General features: G+C 62.8%; 15 protein-coding genes. 8 read left to right on the plus strand and 7 right to left on the minus strand.

The window, feature by feature from the left end:
• Positions 1-90 precede the first annotated feature (90 nt).
• The 4 genes from H559_RS0103220 to H559_RS18645 all read right to left on the minus strand — a co-directional run bounded on the left by H559_RS0103220 (position 91) and on the right by H559_RS18645 (position 3,965).
• Complete coding sequence (locus H559_RS0103220) at positions 91-462, minus strand: glycosyl hydrolase family 18 protein (RefSeq protein ID WP_081412849.1); 372 nt, start codon at positions 460-462, stop codon at positions 91-93.
• Between the two features lie 116 nt (positions 463-578).
• Complete coding sequence (locus tag H559_RS21310) at positions 579-1,520, minus strand: phosphatase domain-containing protein (protein WP_081412850.1); 942 nt, start codon at positions 1,518-1,520, stop codon at positions 579-581.
• Positions 1,517-2,653 (minus strand): MGDG synthase family glycosyltransferase, encoded by a 1,137-nt coding sequence (locus H559_RS0103230; RefSeq protein ID WP_028451506.1) that lies wholly within the window; start codon positions 2,651-2,653, stop codon positions 1,517-1,519. Before H559_RS0103230 ends, H559_RS21310 begins: the two co-directional genes overlap by 4 nt.
• A gap of 187 nt (positions 2,654-2,840) precedes the next feature.
• The gene (locus tag H559_RS18645; protein WP_051278871.1) at positions 2,841-3,965 is read right to left on the minus strand and encodes a DUF3616 domain-containing protein; all 1,125 of its coding nucleotides are present in this window, start codon (positions 3,963-3,965) and stop codon (positions 2,841-2,843) included.
• Between the two features lie 217 nt (positions 3,966-4,182).
• Here H559_RS18645 and H559_RS0103240 point away from each other — a divergent pair, with 217 nt between their 5' ends.
• The 3 genes from H559_RS0103240 to H559_RS0103250 all read left to right on the plus strand — a co-directional run bounded on the left by H559_RS0103240 (position 4,183) and on the right by H559_RS0103250 (position 7,348).
• Positions 4,183-4,935, plus strand: coding sequence for a GntR family transcriptional regulator (locus H559_RS0103240; protein ID WP_028451507.1), 753 nt, complete (start codon positions 4,183-4,185; stop codon positions 4,933-4,935).
• Positions 4,936-4,943: 8 nt separating this feature from the next.
• Positions 4,944-6,296 (plus strand): GGDEF domain-containing protein, encoded by a 1,353-nt coding sequence (locus H559_RS21315; RefSeq protein WP_051278872.1) that lies wholly within the window; start codon positions 4,944-4,946, stop codon positions 6,294-6,296.
• A 68-nt stretch (positions 6,297-6,364) separates the two neighbouring features.
• Positions 6,365-7,348 carry a hypothetical protein gene (locus H559_RS0103250; protein WP_051278873.1) on the plus strand — a complete coding sequence of 328 codons (984 nt, stop codon included), beginning with the start codon at positions 6,365-6,367 and terminating at the stop codon, positions 7,346-7,348.
• 20 nt (positions 7,349-7,368) lie between these two features.
• Here H559_RS0103250 and H559_RS0103255 read toward each other — a convergent pair whose 3' ends face one another.
• Both H559_RS0103255 and H559_RS0103260 read right to left on the minus strand, forming a co-directional pair.
• Positions 7,369-7,827 (minus strand): threonine/serine exporter family protein, encoded by a 459-nt coding sequence (locus tag H559_RS0103255; protein WP_162143287.1) that lies wholly within the window; start codon positions 7,825-7,827, stop codon positions 7,369-7,371.
• A gap of 10 nt (positions 7,828-7,837) precedes the next feature.
• Positions 7,838-8,608, minus strand: a complete 771-nt coding sequence (locus H559_RS0103260) for a threonine/serine exporter family protein (RefSeq protein WP_155845271.1) — start codon at positions 8,606-8,608, stop codon at positions 7,838-7,840.
• Between the two features lie 373 nt (positions 8,609-8,981).
• On the opposite strand from H559_RS0103260, the gene proB reads away from it, so the two are divergent.
• Positions 8,982-10,112 carry a glutamate 5-kinase gene (proB, locus tag H559_RS0103265; RefSeq protein ID WP_028451511.1) on the plus strand — a complete coding sequence of 377 codons (1,131 nt, stop codon included), beginning with the start codon at positions 8,982-8,984 and terminating at the stop codon, positions 10,110-10,112.
• 360 nt (positions 10,113-10,472) lie between these two features.
• A complete protein-coding gene (locus H559_RS21320; RefSeq protein WP_028451512.1) occupies positions 10,473-11,285 on the plus strand; it encodes a transporter substrate-binding domain-containing protein in 813 nt (270 codons plus the stop codon).
• 77 nt (positions 11,286-11,362) lie between these two features.
• Here H559_RS21320 and H559_RS21325 read toward each other — a convergent pair whose 3' ends face one another.
• Positions 11,363-13,684: an extracellular solute-binding protein gene (locus H559_RS21325; RefSeq protein ID WP_211230887.1), complete on the minus strand. Its 2,322-nt coding sequence runs from the start codon at positions 13,682-13,684 to the stop codon at positions 11,363-11,365.
• 131 nt (positions 13,685-13,815) lie between these two features.
• Between H559_RS21325 and glmU the strand changes: the two genes are divergently transcribed.
• The 3 genes from glmU (at position 13,816) to H559_RS21330 (ending at position 16,330) form a co-directional block, all read left to right on the plus strand.
• The gene (gene glmU / locus H559_RS0103280; protein ID WP_245579328.1) at positions 13,816-15,219 is read left to right on the plus strand and encodes a bifunctional UDP-N-acetylglucosamine diphosphorylase/glucosamine-1-phosphate N-acetyltransferase GlmU; all 1,404 of its coding nucleotides are present in this window, start codon (positions 13,816-13,818) and stop codon (positions 15,217-15,219) included.
• 42 nt (positions 15,220-15,261) lie between these two features.
• The gene (locus H559_RS0103285; RefSeq protein ID WP_028451514.1) at positions 15,262-15,621 is read left to right on the plus strand and encodes a rhodanese-like domain-containing protein; all 360 of its coding nucleotides are present in this window, start codon (positions 15,262-15,264) and stop codon (positions 15,619-15,621) included.
• Positions 15,622-15,721: 100 nt separating this feature from the next.
• A complete protein-coding gene (locus tag H559_RS21330) occupies positions 15,722-16,330 on the plus strand; it encodes a UPF0149 family protein (RefSeq protein WP_028451515.1) in 609 nt (202 codons plus the stop codon).
• Positions 16,331-16,377 lie beyond the last annotated feature (47 nt).

Genomic DNA, 16,377 nt, shown 5'->3' on the forward strand with positions numbered 1-16,377 from the left:
CGGCCGACTGGCCCCAAACGGCGCATGAAAAAACCCCGGCCGAGGCCGGGGCTCCTTGCTGCATACCGCAGGTAGCGGTCTGCATGCGTCTTACTGGCGAACCTTGTTCATCGCACGGGTCAGCTCGGTATTGCTGGTATCGCCATCGAACGACCAGCTGAATACCCCGCCCAGACCCTTCTGCTTGGCGTAATCCACCTTGGTCTGGATCACTTCCGGCGTGTCATACGACCAGAACGTGCTGCCGTCGAACTTCCACGACTGCTTGGTCACCGGATGCACGAAGACCTTGCCCGGTGCAGTTTTCAGCACCTTGTAGTCTTCGATACCCGCTTCATAGGTACCCTTCGCTGCGCTGCCGGCCTTCTGGTAGAGGCCGTTATTGCCACTGGCAACACCTGTCCAGCCGCGGCCATAGAACGGCACACCGAGTACCCGCTTGCTGGCCGGATCGGCGTGCAGATGCGACTTGAAGTCGGTCGGGCCCTGGCACTGCGGCCGACTTCGCGGCCCTTGTCGTCCTGCCGCGCAGTTGCAGCTGGCCGCTGAACGGCTGGCTGCTTTTCATCCACCGGGTTTCAGTTTGCCAGCAGCGTTGCCAGATCCTGCTGGCCGGCAATGCGGGCACGTTTCGGGTCGGCGCTGACGCGGCGGATCCAGACGCCGCTGATCTGCTGCGGGTAACGCCGCGCAATCTCGGCATAGACTTCGGGGTCCCGCTCGCCGTCGTCGCCAATCAGCATGAATTGCACGTCGGGAAAAGCCTGCAGGATGGCCTCGATGCGGCCCAGCTTGTAATTCTGCTGGTCGGTCAGCGGATCGCGGCTTTCATGCCCCACTTCTTTCAGCATCAGCACGCCGCGCGGGAAAGCATTTTTGGCCAGAAAGCGACGGAGGCTATCGGTCAGCTGTTTGGGCGAGGCGGACAGGTAGAAAATCGGCGTCGCGGCCGGGTTCGGATTCTGCTGCGCGGTGCGCGCATACAGGGCGGCCACGCCGGCGACCGCCTGCCGCGCTTCCGGCGGTACGGCGAGGCTGTTTTTCAGCAGCTTCGCCTTGTTCGTCACTTCGCTGACCAGAATCGTGTCATCAATATCGGAAATGATGCCCAGCCGGTTCTGCGGGTCGTGCACCAGCAGGCTGGCCGCACTGCTGGCGGGTATCGGGCTGGCGATTGCGTGCCAGCCAGCAGGCAGCGTGAGGGGCTGGTTGGTCATCAGCGCCCAGTAGCCATGATCGTCCGCGCGACTGCGCCAGACCAGCTTGCCGACCGACCAGCCCACCTCGCCCTCGGCACCGCTGGAAAACAGCAGGCGCGTGGAGCGGTAGGCCGCAGTGACGCTGCCGCTGTCGGCTTTGGCCGGTTGATGCGTGTCCTCGGTCAGCCGGCCGGAAAACCGGTAGCCCTGCGCGGTGGCCCAGCCGTCGTCGATGATGTTCTGCCCTGCGGCCAGCAGGCTACCGGCCAGCAACAGCAGCAGCAAAGTCAGCAGCGGCTTCATTGATTTCAATAACTTCATTGGGGCAAGGCCTTCAGCTCGGCAAGCAGGCACCGGGCAATCTGTTCGGCCGCATGGGGCCGGGCAATGCGCCGGGCAGACGCCTGCATCGCGCGGATCTTGTCGGTGTTGCCGAGCAGCTGGCTGAAATACCAGGCCGCATCACCCGCATCGTAGAGGCGCACGGCGGCCCCCTCTTCCAGCAGGAATTCGCAGTTGCGCTGCTCCTGCCCCGGGATCGGCGCCACCAGAGCCATCGGTTTGCCCTTGGCCAGAATCTCGTTGGTCGTCAGGCCGCCGGGCTTGGTGACCACCAGATCGGCGGCATCCATCAGCTGGTGGATATTGCTCACGAAGCCGTGCACCGTCACCGGCACCGGCATGGTCGCGGCTTTCTCGCGACAGGCGGCTTCCAGCTCGGCATTGCGACCGGCGACCACGACAAGACTCAGACCGTTGTCCGTGTCACCGAAGGAATCCAGCATCGCCAGCAAGGGACCGATGCCGAAACCGCCCGAGAGCAGCAGCACCGTCGGGCGCTCCGGCAGGCCGAGCTCGCGGCGCATTTCCGGTGCCGCTGTTTGCCGGGCAAATACCGGGTCGACCGGAATGCCGGTCACATTGATCCGCGCGGCCGGAATGCCCTTGCGCTCCAGTTCGCGCGCTCCGGCCGGCGTCGCCACATGGTACAGATCAATATGCGGGTACACCCAGAAGGCGTGCGGGCTGACGTCGGTCACCACCGCGTGTACCGGCGTCGCCAGCTTGCCGCGGCCCTTCAGGTCGGACAGCAGCTCCAGCGGCAGAAAATGCGTGCAGAGAATGGCCTGTGGCGCCTGTTCGTCCAGCAACTTGCGGAAGGCACGGCTGTTGACCTTGTCGAAGGCCAGTCGCGTGCGCGCCGTTTTACTTTTCGGCGCCTTCACCACATCGTAGCGCTCGTACAGATGCCCCCAGACATTCGGCGCGGCCTGCACCAGATCGATGTAGGCCTTGGCGTACATCCTGCGAAAGAAAGCCGTCGTGCAATCGAGCGTGTCGACAAGCTGGTGGCCGGGGCTGCCGGCCAGTTCAAGCGCGGCGGCGATCGCCTGCGCCGCGCGGGTGTGGCCGGCGCCGGCGGTGGCATGCAGCAGCAGAAGCGGGGAACTCATCGGGCTTCGTCATCTTTGTGCAAGAAAACGGCAATGTGCAGCGTTTTCTGCGGCATGACAAGTGATTCCGCCTACAGCAGCCGCTGCCTGCAGGCGCAGCAAGGAGGGCCACCCGGCGAAATACACATGGGTATATCCATGCAGCCCTTTTAATAAAAAGGTCTTATCAATATACAAACCACTGTATCTATGCCTTTCTGATCGGTGCCTTTTTCAGCACCGGATCACGCTGCAGCAGGTCGCCCAGCACGACATGCGTGGCCGGGCTGCGGGCTGGGCTGGGCGCATCGTAGAGCACCAGCCAGCTGGCCGGCCCCGGCAGCAGGGTTTGCGGCAGACGGGTGATGGCTTCGGCGCGGTCAGTGCCGATGCCATGCGGCAGGCTGAACACCTCCTGCGGGCCGGTCTCCCACAGCATGGCCGGGCACTCCTCGGGCACGCTGGCCAGCGCAGCGGCTGCGTTGTCCCAGCGGAAAACGCGGATGGCACCATCAAGCACCATGGTCGGGCCGGCCAGAATGAAGAGATCGTCGCCATCCCAGAGCAAATCGCGCACGCCCAGCCCGGCCAGCCGGACGAAATGCTTGCGGTAACGCACTTTCTCGCCCAGCTTGCCCAGGCGCAAGCCGTCGTCGCGATCCTTCAGCCGCACTTCCAGCAGACCCGACCAGCCACGCAGGACCGGGCCACGCAAGCCCAGCAGCAGATGCCCATCGTGTACGGCCAGCCCTTCGATGTCGAAACCGTTATCCTTGCCCGGAATCCGCAGGTAAGCGCCCCAGTGCGGGTCGTCAGCAAGGCGGGCACTCAGTTCATTCTCGCGATCATTGCCGCTCAGCACGGCGGCGGTACGGCCGTCGGCGGTCTTGCGCGCCAGTTCACTGCCCTGCTTGCCTTCGATGACGGGGATACGGGCGAGCAGGCAGCGGTTGCCATCGTGGCTGACCGTCGCCAGCCGCTTCAGGTTCTCCGTGATGCTGCGTCCAGCCTTGGGCGCCTTGCGCTTCAGGCCGTGCGAGCCAACCAGCCACAGATAGCCGTCGTGATACGCCATGCCCTCCAGATCGGCTTCGACATCGGCCGCATCCGGCAGATCCAGATATTCGGCCAGCGGGAAAAACCGCGAATCGCCAAAGCGCAGCGTTTCACCCGCTACCGAGGGCAGGCGCGTGAGGCGCATCAGCCCTGCCGCCTCATCCCCCGCCACCCAGAGGTCGTGATTCACGAAGGCCACGCCCGACAGATTGGCGTGCACCAGCGCTTCGCCACCAAATTCCAGGCGAACCGAATAGGCTTGCAGTTGACGGGGCATGTTCAGTGGCTCCGGATGAGAACGCCTTCATGATAGAAGGCAAAAATGACAGAAACAGGACTGCACGATACTGGCATGCCGCGCGACAACAAGGCAAACAGGGCAGAAAAACCGTCGCTTTTTCAATCGCTTGGCCGGCATACCCCGAGTATGGGGTTTTCTGCAGACAGGTTCCTTGTCTATGGTTAAAACCATCCCTGCCCATGGTGTCTGCCCGATGGCTTCCTCGCTGCATCCCGATCGCAAACTGCTGGCGCTTGCCCCCGACCCGTCGCTGCCGCAACCCGCCCTGCTGCAATTTTTCCAGAAGCTGCGCATTGCGGTCTGCGCCGGTTACTGGATGCCGAGCGAGGCCCTGCCCGGTGCGGCAGCCATTGCCATCGTGACCGGTATGGCACAGCGTGATGTCGAGCAGGCACTCACCCTGCTGCGCCAGGAAAACTGGATTGCGACCGGCGAAGACGGGCACGACCGCATCACGCCCAAGATCGATCAACCGGTATCGAAACTCAGCAGCCTGTCCGACATGCTGCGCGCTCGCGGCTTCACCCCCGGGTCACGCTGGATCGCCCGCACGGTAGCCGAGCCGGATCTGGACGAACAATGGCGGCTCAACCTGCAGTCCGGCAACAAGGTCGCGCGCATGGAGCGCATCCGGCTCGCCAACGAAATCATCATCGGCTATGAGCGCTCCAGCCTGCCAACCAGCATCCTGCCCGACCCGCTGCAGGTAGGCAGCTCGCTCTACCAGTACATGACCGATCACCAGCTCAACATCGCCCGGGCCGTCGAGGAAATCGAGGCCGTCGTCTGCGATGCGGAAATGGCAGCACGCTGCGGGCTTGCCGCCGGACAGGCGCTGCTCAAGCTGACCCGCGTCAGCGCCTTGCAGAACGGGCAGATCATCGAACTGACCTATTCCTACTTCCGTAGTGACTACTACCACTACGTCGTCGAGCTGAACGACTAGGGGACGCCGTGGACACGCTGATTCTCCCGCCTGCAGACAAGCGGCATGCCGACTGGATTGCCCGCCTGCCCGTCGCGGCCTGGCAGAAAGATCTGCAACTGCACTACACCAGCGCCAGTGCAGCGTGGTGCTACATGCTGGGGCTGGAAAGCCCGGAAGCACTCTACGGCCGCAGCGATGCCCATCTGCTGCCGCTCTGGGTTGCGCAGAACCTGCTGCGCGACGATCTGGCACTGCTTGCCGGGCATGGTGCGACCAGCGATGTAACGCTGCACCTGGCAGACGGCATGCAGCGTCACATCCGCTGCCACCGCCAGCTGGTGCTCGACGAGAAGGGATTACCCGTCGGCCTGCAGGGCTTCATGCTCGACATCACGCGCGAACGGCAGCTTGATACCCAGCTCAAAGTGCAGGAGCAAAGACAGAACAGCTGGCTGCGCGCGCTGCAGGATCACGCGCTGATCAGTACCATGGACCGCAAGGGTCGTTTCACCTACATCAGCGCCTCGCTGGCACGGCTGGTCGGCCAGCTCCCCGATCAACTGCTGGGCCAGCGCCGGCCGGCCAGCTGGTTGCCCCCCGAGATGGATCTGCGCTATTACCTGTCACTGGCCGAACAGGGCTGCCCGGCCAGTTTCGAGTTCAGCGGAGTTCATCCGCACGGCACCCGTTATCATCTGCGCTCGCTGATCGTCGCCCTGCACAAGCCGAGCGAACAGGAGCAGGTATTTTTCGAGATGCTCACCGACCTCAGCCAGGAAAAAGCCGTTTCGGCCGCACTGGGGCAGGCCAACGACCAGCTGCTGCGCGTGCTGCAGGACAACACCGACCTGATCGCCCAGCTGGAAGTCAGCGCCCGCACCGATCCGCTGACCGGACTACTCAATCGCCGGGCCTTTTTCGAGCGCGCCCAGGAAGAGCAGGATCGCAGTGAACGGCGCGGCACTCCGCTTGCCGCCATCATGCTCGATATCGACCATTTCAAACGCATCAACGACAACTTCGGGCACGACATTGGCGATCAGGCACTGGTCGGCCTCGCCAACCTGCTGCGCGAGCAGCTGCGCAGCATCGACCTGCTGGCGCGTCTGGGCGGCGAAGAATTCGTGCTGCTGTTTCCCGATACCGATCTCGTCACCGCATCGCGCATTGCCGAGCGCCTGCGGGTGACGGTCAGCCAGCAGGTGTTCGGGCGCGGCAGCAACAAGCCATTCAGCTTCACCATCAGCCAGGGCGTTGCCATGCGCCGACCGGAAGAAGCGATCAGCGACACGCTGATCCGCGCCGACCAGGGCCTGTATGAAGCCAAGGCCAGCGGACGCAACCAGGTGTGTCTTGCCAGCAGCACAGCGGACGCATGAATGCGCGGTTCCGGTCTGCAGAATCGGGGCTGTGCTATCCTGAGCCGTCCTTTTCCGGCTTACCATGTATGGCGCCCCTTCATCGTTCTCTGGCCCCGGCTTCCACTGCCCTGGCTGTCTGCGCAGCCAGTGCGCTGATCCTTGCCGTACCGGCACAGGCTGCCGACAACGAACGTTTTCAGGTTGACAGACAACTCATCCGCAAGCAGGGCGATGCGGTGCTGGCGCTGCTGTCCTATTCAGCCATTCTCGACCTGACCGCCAGCTCGCTGTCGATCAATAACGCGCAAAGCGGCAACCCTTCGGTAACCATGAGCCAGCTGGGCGGCGGTGCCACGATGAGCAAGGAAACGCCAATCTATCTGGAAGGCGCCATTGGTTACAGCCGCTACGATCCGGTCTTCATTGCCAGCAAAGGCAACGAACAGCGCGCGCTCCCGCTGAAGTGGAATTCCGGCATGCTGCAGGGCGGCGTGGGCTGGGATTTTCCGCTCTCCGAAGATGGCGAATGGGTCGTCCGACCGATCGCCAATATCGCCCTCGGTGCCATCGCCAGTGATGTGCGGCTAGGCCAGTGGTGGCTGGAAAACAGGACCGGCATCGATTTCGACTTTGCCGACGGCGGACAGATGACGGCAGGAGGCCTGGGAGCCGCGCTCATGCTCGATTACGAGCACGTCGAGGCTACGCACGAAATCGACCTGGAGCTGCGCTATTCCTACATGCATCTGGAAGGTATCGCCGGCAGCAAGGACATGCAAAGCAAGGCCGATTCGTCCACCGCCAACCTCTACGCGCGCTGGCGTGCACCGATCAGCGACTGGCAACTGCTCGGCAAGCCCTTCCGCTATGTGCTCGAAGCGTCGCATTCGCGCTATTTCGGCGATCAGGCCGGCGTGCTGGGTTTTGACTACCTCAGCTCGCTCGGTGCGGGCATCGAGCTGGATTCCAGCGCATATTCGATGATCATCACCCGCACTCGGCTCGTCGGCCGCTACATGTTCGGCAACAACGTGCACGGTTTCTCGGTGGGACTGGCCTGCTCGTTCTAGCCTGCAGCCAGGGCAGATGGCTAATGATGCTTCTTCGGCCAGAACAGATGCGGCGCGGCAATGCCGAAGGCCAGCGCCAGCACGATCATGCTGGCCTTGACGATATTGACCCCGGCACTGACCAGGATTTCCTCGCCGGCCGCATTGGCCTGCAGCTGGGCAATGCCGAGCAGCCCCTGCACGGCCTTGTACATGTAAGTACCGGGCACCATCGGAATCGCCGCAGTAATGGCATACATCAGCGGCACATCGCGCTGGCGCCTCCCCCACCATTCGGCGACCAGCCCGATCAGTAGCGCCGCAATGAGCGTACCGAACACGATGTCGGCGCCGCCCACATCCATCACCAGCTTGCGACAGGCATGCCCCAGAATGGCCAGCATGCCACAGGCAGCCAGCGCCCGGGTCGGCACATTGAAAAGCAGCGCAAAGCCGAGTGCGGCCGGCGCGGCCCAGAGTTCGATCAACCACGCGTGCATCATCGGGCTCCTAGCCTACAAAGCGCAGCGCAATGCTGACGCCGATGGCGATGCCGATCACGATCATCGCGCTCATGGTCAGCCGCACCATGCCATTGAGGTAATTGGCAGCCAGCATGTCGGATGCGCCATTGATCAGCGGCACACCCGGAATCAGGAACAGCACCGATGCCGCCAGTGCCGCATCGGGCGTAGCCGTCAGGCTGCGCAGCAGGCCGACGACCAGCAGGGCAGTAAAACTCGCGCAAATCGCGAAGACGACCGGCTTGAAGCCGTGTGCCAGCAGCAGAAAGCGTACCGCCACGCCCAGTGTTCCACCCAGCGTGGTAATCAGCACGGCGGCAAAATCGCCACCAAACAGGGCGGCAAATGCACCACAGGACAGGCCGATCAGCAGCGCCATCAGCGTGCGGGAATGGAAGGGCTTGCGGCGCGCGATGTGATCCAGCGCGTTGCGCAGCGCAATCACATCGAGCTGGCCGGCTTCCAGCTCGTCCAGCAGGCGCTGGATGGCGGACAGGTTGGCAAAATTGGCGCCCACATGTGGCGCACGGCGAAAGGCCGTGTCGCGCTCGGTACCGCGCTCGATGGTCATGCCGATATTGAGCGAGGACACGACGGTATCGGCGCGTGCCGCGCCCAGCGCCAGCGCAATGCGGCGCATGGTGTCGGCGGCACGGTCGGTATCGCCGCCGGACAGGTGCACTAGGAGGCCGGCCTGCAGCGCGAGGTCGAGCACCTCGGTCAGGGGCAGTTCGGGAAGGGCTTTGATCGCTAACATGCTGAAATGATAATCGAATTGTGCCAGCCGGAGCTTGTGAACGGTCAAACCTCCGGCCAGCGAGTTTAATTGCCATCAATAACGAGGGTATATAGCCGCGACCCTTCAAAAACAAGATCCAAAAGGCAATACATGGCAATGTATTATATTTGCCGTCTGTCAGAAAGCACGGCGATATAATAGCCGGATATTGGCAGGCTGTTGAAAATCAGCCTGTGGCCCGTTTTTCACGGCAAAGCCGGGAAAAACGTATGAGAAACAAAAAATAAATCGTTGATTTTGCCAACAGTGATTGGCTCCGGGCTTTGCCCGGCGCTTGATGTCGGCCAAAAATCCGCCCCTTTCACCACCCTGCTATTGCCGGAATATCGCCATGTCGCCCAGCCTGATCCAGTCCGCCCACCGCATCGTCGTCAAGGTCGGCTCCAGCCTTGTCACCAACGACGGCAAGGGCCTGGATGCGCATGCCCTGGCGCGCTGGGCCAGCGAAATCGCCCAGCTGATGAAGCAGGGCAAGCAGGTGGTGCTGGTGAGCTCCGGCGCCGTTGCCGAAGGCGTGGCGCGGCTGGGCTGGTCGCAAAAACCCACCGCCATCCACGAAAAGCAGGCTGCCGCCGCCGTCGGCCAGATGGGCCTGTGCGAAGCCTATGAAAAGGCGTTTCGCCAGCACAATCTGAACACCGCGCAGGTACTGCTCACGCACGAAGACCTGCGCGACCGCACCCGCTACCTGAACGCACGCTCGACGCTGCTGACGCTGCTGAATCTCGGCGTCATCCCCATCATCAACGAGAACGACACTGTGGTCACCGCCGAAATCAAATTCGGCGACAACGACACGCTGGGGGCGCTGGTGACCAATCTGATCGAAGGCGATGCGCTCATCATCCTCACCGACCAGACCGGCCTCTTTACCGCCGACCCGCGCAAGGATCCCGCCGCGACGCTGGTGCAGGATGCCACTGCCGGCGATCCGCAGCTGGAAATCATGGCCGGTGGCGCGGGGTCGAGTGTCGGCACCGGCGGCATGTACACCAAGATCATCGCCGCCAAGCGTGCGGCGCGCAGCGGCGCGGCGACCATCATCGCCTGCGGTCGCGAGGCAAACGTGCTCACCCGCCTTGCCGCCGGCGAGCGCATCGGCACGCAGCTGACCGCCAATACCTGTCCGCTGGCGGCGAAAAAACAGTGGATTGCCGACCACCTGCAACTGGCCGGCCGTGTCGTCCTTGATGCCGGCGCGGTACGCGCACTGAAGCAAAACGGCTCCAGCCTGCTGCCGATCGGCGTGTCGGCAGTCGAAGGTGAATTCCTGCGCGGCGAAGTGGTCAGCTGCGTTGACGCCGATGGCCAGGAAATCGCGCGCGGACTGATCAACTACAGCGCGGCGGAAACCCGCCGCATCCTGCGCCTGCCCACCGGGCAGATCGAGGCGGCGCTCGGCTACATTGATGAGCCGGAACTGATTCACCGCGACAATATGGTGCTGCCGGCAGGCCGCTAATATCTGCACAGCGCAGCGCCTTTCATACCCCGCACAGCCAAGGGCTGCCACATGCGGCCTCTCCCCTGCCTGCCGGCGGTGCGGCCTCTGCCATTACAGGCGCCCGTACACTGTTACCCGCATTCTCCTGCCGCGGCAAAATGATTACCATCAGCTTGCATCGTGATGCAGTGCCCGGTAAACAAAGCTCGGCCGTCATGCGAACACAGGGAATGCAGGGCTGCGCCGCAAAACCGAAGCCGCCCTGCCTGGCAAGCCTCACCCGTCCAGTCTCCAGGTGTTCAATGAAGCCAGGCCAAGGCTGCCGCCTTCGGCTATACAGACAGCATCGAACGACGTGGACATCCATGGAGAAAGGGAATGAAATCCTGCTTATTTGCAGCCGTACTGCTACTGGCTCTGAACACTTCGGCGGCAACACTGGCCGAGCTGCAGGGCAAGGGCGAAATCCGCATCGGGGTAAAGGAGAACTCGCCGCCGTTTGCCCAGATGGACCCGAAAACACGCGTCCTGAAGGGCTATGACATCGAATTTGCACAGGGCGTTGCCAGGCGCCTGAAAGTGAAGCCCGTGTTCATCACCATCGATTCGGACGAGCGTCTCAACGCACTGAAACAGAACAAGGTTGATCTGGTGGTGGCCGACCTGACGCGCACCATCGAGCGGGACAAGGAAATCGATTTCAGCGTCGGTTATTTCGTCACCGAAGACCGCATCCTGGGCAAGAAAGGCCGCTTCAAGTCCGAGGCAAACCTGAACGGGGCAACACTGGGCGTGCTCGCCTCGTCCAGCACCGCCAAGGTGCTCCGCAAGGATTTCCCGAACGCCAAGCTGGTCCAGTTCGAAGACAACCCGGACATCGTCAGGGCGCTGCAGAGCGGCATGGTCGACGGCGCTGCCGGCGACGGCCCGGTGCTGGCGGCCCTGCGCAACGGTCTGCCGGCCAATGCCCGCGGCCAGTTTGAAATTTCGGAATTCAGCCTGGGGATGAACATCTTCGCCATTGGCCTGCGCAAAGGGGAAAAGGATCTGCAGAAGGGGGTGAATGAAGCTCTGGCCGACATGGAAAAAACCGGTGAGGCCGCGGCCATCTTTGATCGCTGGTTCGGCCTGAACAGCGCCACGCCGCTGCTGTCACGCACCTTCAGCATCAGCACGCGCCGCGTCGAGTAAACCAGCCCTGCCCCAGTAAAAAGCCCCGGTTTCTGCCGGGGCTTTTTGCTGCCTGCTTCACGTTGTCTGCAGAGCGCTCAACTGCGCTTGCCGGCTGCCACGGCAAGACGGCGGGCCGCATCTGCCGCACTCATGCTCGATCCCCAGTACTCGCCGATCACATCGAAGAATGCGCCGCGCACATCATCCTGTACCGCCATATTGTGTGCCCAGCTTGGCACCAGTACCTGCTTGTCGGCTGCCTGTGCGAAATCGCGGGCCGACTGGCGGGCGTAATCGTCGAAGCGCGACAGGTCGACATCGGTACGCGCCGGGATATTGCCCTTGTGATAGTTGAACACCTCCTGCCCTTCCTTGCTCATCAGCAGGGTCACGAAATCGCGCTGCGCGGCGGCAAAACGCGGATCGTTCTGGCGGAACATGGTCAGTGTATCGGCAGCGAAACTGTATTCGCCATTCTGGGTCGGTGTCGGCCAGCAGTAGTAATCCTGCCCCTGCACCTTGCCCGCCTGCGCAAACTCGCCCTTGGACCAGTCGCCCATGATCTGGAAGGCGGCCCGGCCGGTGATCACATCAGCGGTCGCCAGATTCCAGTCCCGGCCTACCGAATCCACCGTGCAGTAGGGCTTGAGCTGCTTCAGCGTTTCCAGCGCGCGGATCATGGTCGAACCGGTCAGCGCCGACTGATCCAGCTTGCTGAAGGCCGACAGATAGAATTGCGCACCGCCCAGGCCCAGCGCCAGCGCCTCGAAAACGGTGGCGACCTGCCAGCTTTGCTCGCTGTGGGCAATGGCCGGAATGCCGGCCTGTTTCAGCTTTTCGCACAGGGCAAAGAAGCTGTTCCAGTCACCCGGTGCCTGCCGGACGCCGACGCGGTTCACCAGGCCGGCATTCACCCACATCATGTTGGTACGCGCCACGCCCAGCGGCACGGCCACATAGCGGCCATCGGCCTGCATCATTTTATCGAGTACCGCCGGCAGCACCCGCGACCATTGCTGCTCGGTCGCCAGCGGCGTGAGGTCGGCACAGACGCCCATCTTCGCCCAGTTTTGGATTTTCACGCCGCCGATTGCCGCCGCCGTCGGCGCATTGCCACTTTCGACCCGCTGTTTCAGTGAAGCCATCGGGTCACCGGAGCCATGCACATCCATCCAGTGGTGCCCCATGGCATTGAGTCGCGTCTTGATTTCGGATACCGCACGCGCCTCGCTCGATGCCAGCCACCAGTGCAGCACCTCCACATCGGCCAGCTTGTAGCGGCCGACGATTTCCAGCAGGCGCCCGGCGCGCTCGTCGATCCCCTTCAGGCTCTTGCTGGCATGATTCAGCGCCGCGTCGGTGGCCTGTGTCATGGTGTTGATGTGCTCGGCCGTCGCGGCAATCGACGTGGTTGCCTCAGATTGCTCGCGCGTGGCTTCGGCAATTTCCCGCACCAGCCCCACCACCTGCGTCATGCGGTCGCGAATGCCGAGAATTGCTGCGCGTGCCTCGTTGGCACGCTCGACGCCCTGCGTCACCTGTTCGGCAGTCTTCTTCATGCTGGTCACGGCCTGACCCGTTTCATTGCCGACGGTATCAATACGGCGGGCAATTTCGACGGTTGCCTGGCTGGTGCGCTCGGCGAGCTTGCGCACTTCATCGGCCACCACGGCAAACCCGCGCCCCTGCTCGCCAGCCCGGGCCGCTTCGATCGCGGCGTTCAAAGCCAGCAGATTGGTCTGGTCGGCAATGTCCTTGATCACACCGACGATTCCGCTGATTTCCTGTGAGCTGCGGGACAGCTCGTCCATCGTCTGGCCCAGGCTCTGCATCGAATCGGCGACTCGCTCGACTTCCTCGGCCACCCGGCCAACACTCGATGCGCTGCCGCTCGACAGATGCTCGGTTTCACCCACCACCGCATCCATGTCGGAGGCATTGCTCGCAATGTGCGAAATGCTGACGGTAATTTCCTCGATGGTGGCTGCCGACGACGAGGCGTAATCGGACTGGGTACGCGTGTCCTTGGTCATCTGCCCGGTCACCGCGGTCAGCTCGTGCAGACCGAGCGCCAGGCCTTCCATTTCGCGCTGAACGTCACGGAAGATGCTTTGGGTGCCGGCAAGAAAGGTATTGAAATCCTGTGCCAGCTTGGCACCCGTTCCAGAGCCGCTAACGGGCAGGCGCATGTCAAGGTTGTTGCTGCCGCGCCCCAGCTCGTCCAGCGCCTGCTCCAGCGCGGCATACGGTGCCAGCGCCGGCTTGAGCAGCAGGCCAAGCACGATTGCCATCACGAGCAGTGTGCCACCGGCAATCAGCCAGGCAAACAGGCCGGCATTGCTGCCAAGCAGCACGGCCAGCAGCCCCGCCGCCGTAATCAGGCAGGCGGTCAGTATCACTCGCAATGTGATCGTCATGGTTTTCCCTTCTTGCACAAAAGCCGGATTAATGGCCTTCATTGTAGGAGGGAAAACAGCCCATTCCCAATCGATGCCCGGAAAACTGTAGGTAATACGCCGTGTCGGACTGCATTGGCAATTGCGCTAGAATGCCCGCATTCTCCGTTTCCGGGCTTCGCACCATCATGACTCTCGATGTCGTCATCCTTGCTGCCGGCAAAGGCACGCGCATGTATTCCACACTGCCCAAGGTGCTGCACCGCATCGCCGGCAAGCCGCTGCTGGGCCACGTGATTGATACCGCGCGCCAGCTGGCGCCGCGCAAGCTCACCGTCGTTTACGGGTTTGGTGGCGAAGCCGTGCTGGAATGCTTTGCCGGGCAAAATGACCTTGCCTGGGCCCTGCAGGCCGAGCAGCTCGGCACCGGCCATGCACTGGCGCAGGCGCTGCCGCATCTGTCTGGTGATACCACGCTGATGCTGTACGGCGATGTGCCGCTGACACGGCTGGCCACGCTGCAGCAACTGCTGGCAGCCAGTGCCGGCGGCAAGCTCGGCATTCTCACCGACATCCTGGACGATGCCACCGGCTACGGCCGCATCGTGCGCAACGCACAAGGTTTTGTGACACACATCGTCGAGCAGAAGGATGCGACACCGGAAGAAGCGGCCATCCGCGAAATGAATACCGGCATTCTGGCGCTGCCAACCGCAAGGCTCGCCGGCTGGCTGTCCGAGCTGAAGAACGACAATGCGCAGGGCGAGTATTACGCCACCGACCTGATCGCGCTGGCCGTGCGCGACGGCATCGAGATTGCCACCGTGCATCCGGCTGACCACTGGGAAGCCGAAGGGATCAACAACAAGCTGCAGCTGGCCACGCTCGAACGCATCCACCAGCGCAATCAGGCCGAGGTGCTGCTCAAGGCCGGCGTCACGCTGCTCGACCCTGCCCGCTTCGATCTGCGTGGCACGCTTGAGCATGGCATGGATGTGAGCATCGACGTCAATTGCGTGTTCGAAGGCCAGGTTGCCCTCGGCAACAATGTCCAGATCGGCGCCAACTGCGTGTTGAAAAACGTGAGCATCGCCGATAACGCCGTCATCCACCCCTTCAGCCATCTGGAAGAAGCGACCATCGGTGCCGGCAGCCTGATCGGCCCCTATGCGCGGCTGCGGCCCGGCGCGGAGCTGGCAGACGGCGTACACATCGGGAACTTTGTCGAAGTGAAGAAGGCCAGCATCGGCCCGGGCAGCAAGGTCAACCACCTCAGCTACATCGGTGACGCCAGCATCGGCAGCAATACCAACGTCGGCGCCGGCACCATCACCTGCAATTACGACGGCGTGAACAAATTCCGCACCGTCATCGGCGACAATGTCTTCGTCGGCTCCAACAACTGCCTCGTCGCCCCGGTGACACTCGGCGATGGCGCCACCACCGGCGCGGGCTCGGTCATCAGCAAGGATGCACCTGCTGGCCAGCTCACCGTCGCGCGCGCCCGGCAGGTCACGCTGGCGGGCTGGCAGCGGCCGGAAAAACAGCCCAAATGAACCATGCCCCCGTAGCGGGGCGTGCAACGGGAGTCCCCTCTCATGCAAAAATTCCTGCTGGCACTGTTTCTGAGCGGCCTTGCCGGATTCGCACTGGCAACCGAGGGCTGGCTTTATCAGGGGAGCAAACCCGCAGCGATCATCGATGTGCGCTCGGTGGACGAATTCGCCGCAGGGCACATTGAAGGTGCCATCAATATTCCGGTCGAGCAGATCGCCAGTGGCCTGCAGCACATCAGGTCACTGAACAAGGACAGCACCATCCTGCTGTACTGCCGCAGCGGCCGTCGTGCTGCTGCGGCACAGCAGCTACTGGAACAGCAAGGCTACCGCAAGGTGGTGAATGGTGGCGGCATGGACGAGCTGAAAGCCCAGCTTGCACACCCGGCAGGAGCTGACTGAAAGGCCGCAGCTGCCGCGCGCGAATTGGCCTCCAGCCCCGCTTTGACGGTATGCTGTCCGGCATTCGTGGCAGCCCTGCCACCCGCCCAGGAATGCCCGCATGAACACTACCGCCAGCCCCGCCCTTACCGAAGCCGAACTTGACCAGCTGGATGCCTTCCTCGCCCGCCACAGCGAGCAGGATGGCCTCGACGTGTCGATGCTGCACGGCTATCTCACCGCCGTTCAGCTCTCGCCAGTGAAGCTGCACCCGCAGAACTGGATGCCGCGCATCAGCGGCCCGGATGCGCCGCCAAAATTCGAGTCGCAAGCCGAGTCCGAGCTGATTACCGCGCTGATCCTGCGCTTCTACAACGAAATCGCGGCAGCACTGGCCGCTGAAAACCCGGCGGAAGCCTATGATCCGGTGCTGTATTTCGACGAGGATGGCAAGCCCGACTGCAGCGGCTGGAGCACCGGTTTCGTGATCGGCATGCAGCTCTTCAAGGAAGAAGTCTGGCTGCCGTATTTCGAACAGGAAGACACCGCGACGCTGCTGTCGCTGGTGATGGCGCTGTCGGCGCCGGCGTCGACCGCCGAACTGCAGAAACAATTGCCGGCGGATGTGGACGTGCAGGAAGCGATTGCCGCCGAGCTGGCCATCTTCGTCGTCGAGCTCAATGCCCGCCTGCCGAAGCTGGAAGCCGAACTGAAGACCGAAGGCAACTAATACCCTGTTGCATATAAGGCTGCAGCCATTTACTGATAATGGCTGTG

The sequence above is a fragment of the Chitinilyticum aquatile DSM 21506 genome (assembly GCF_000430805.1).
In the GTDB taxonomy this organism is placed as follows: domain Bacteria; phylum Pseudomonadota; class Gammaproteobacteria; order Burkholderiales; family Chitinibacteraceae; genus Chitinilyticum; species Chitinilyticum aquatile.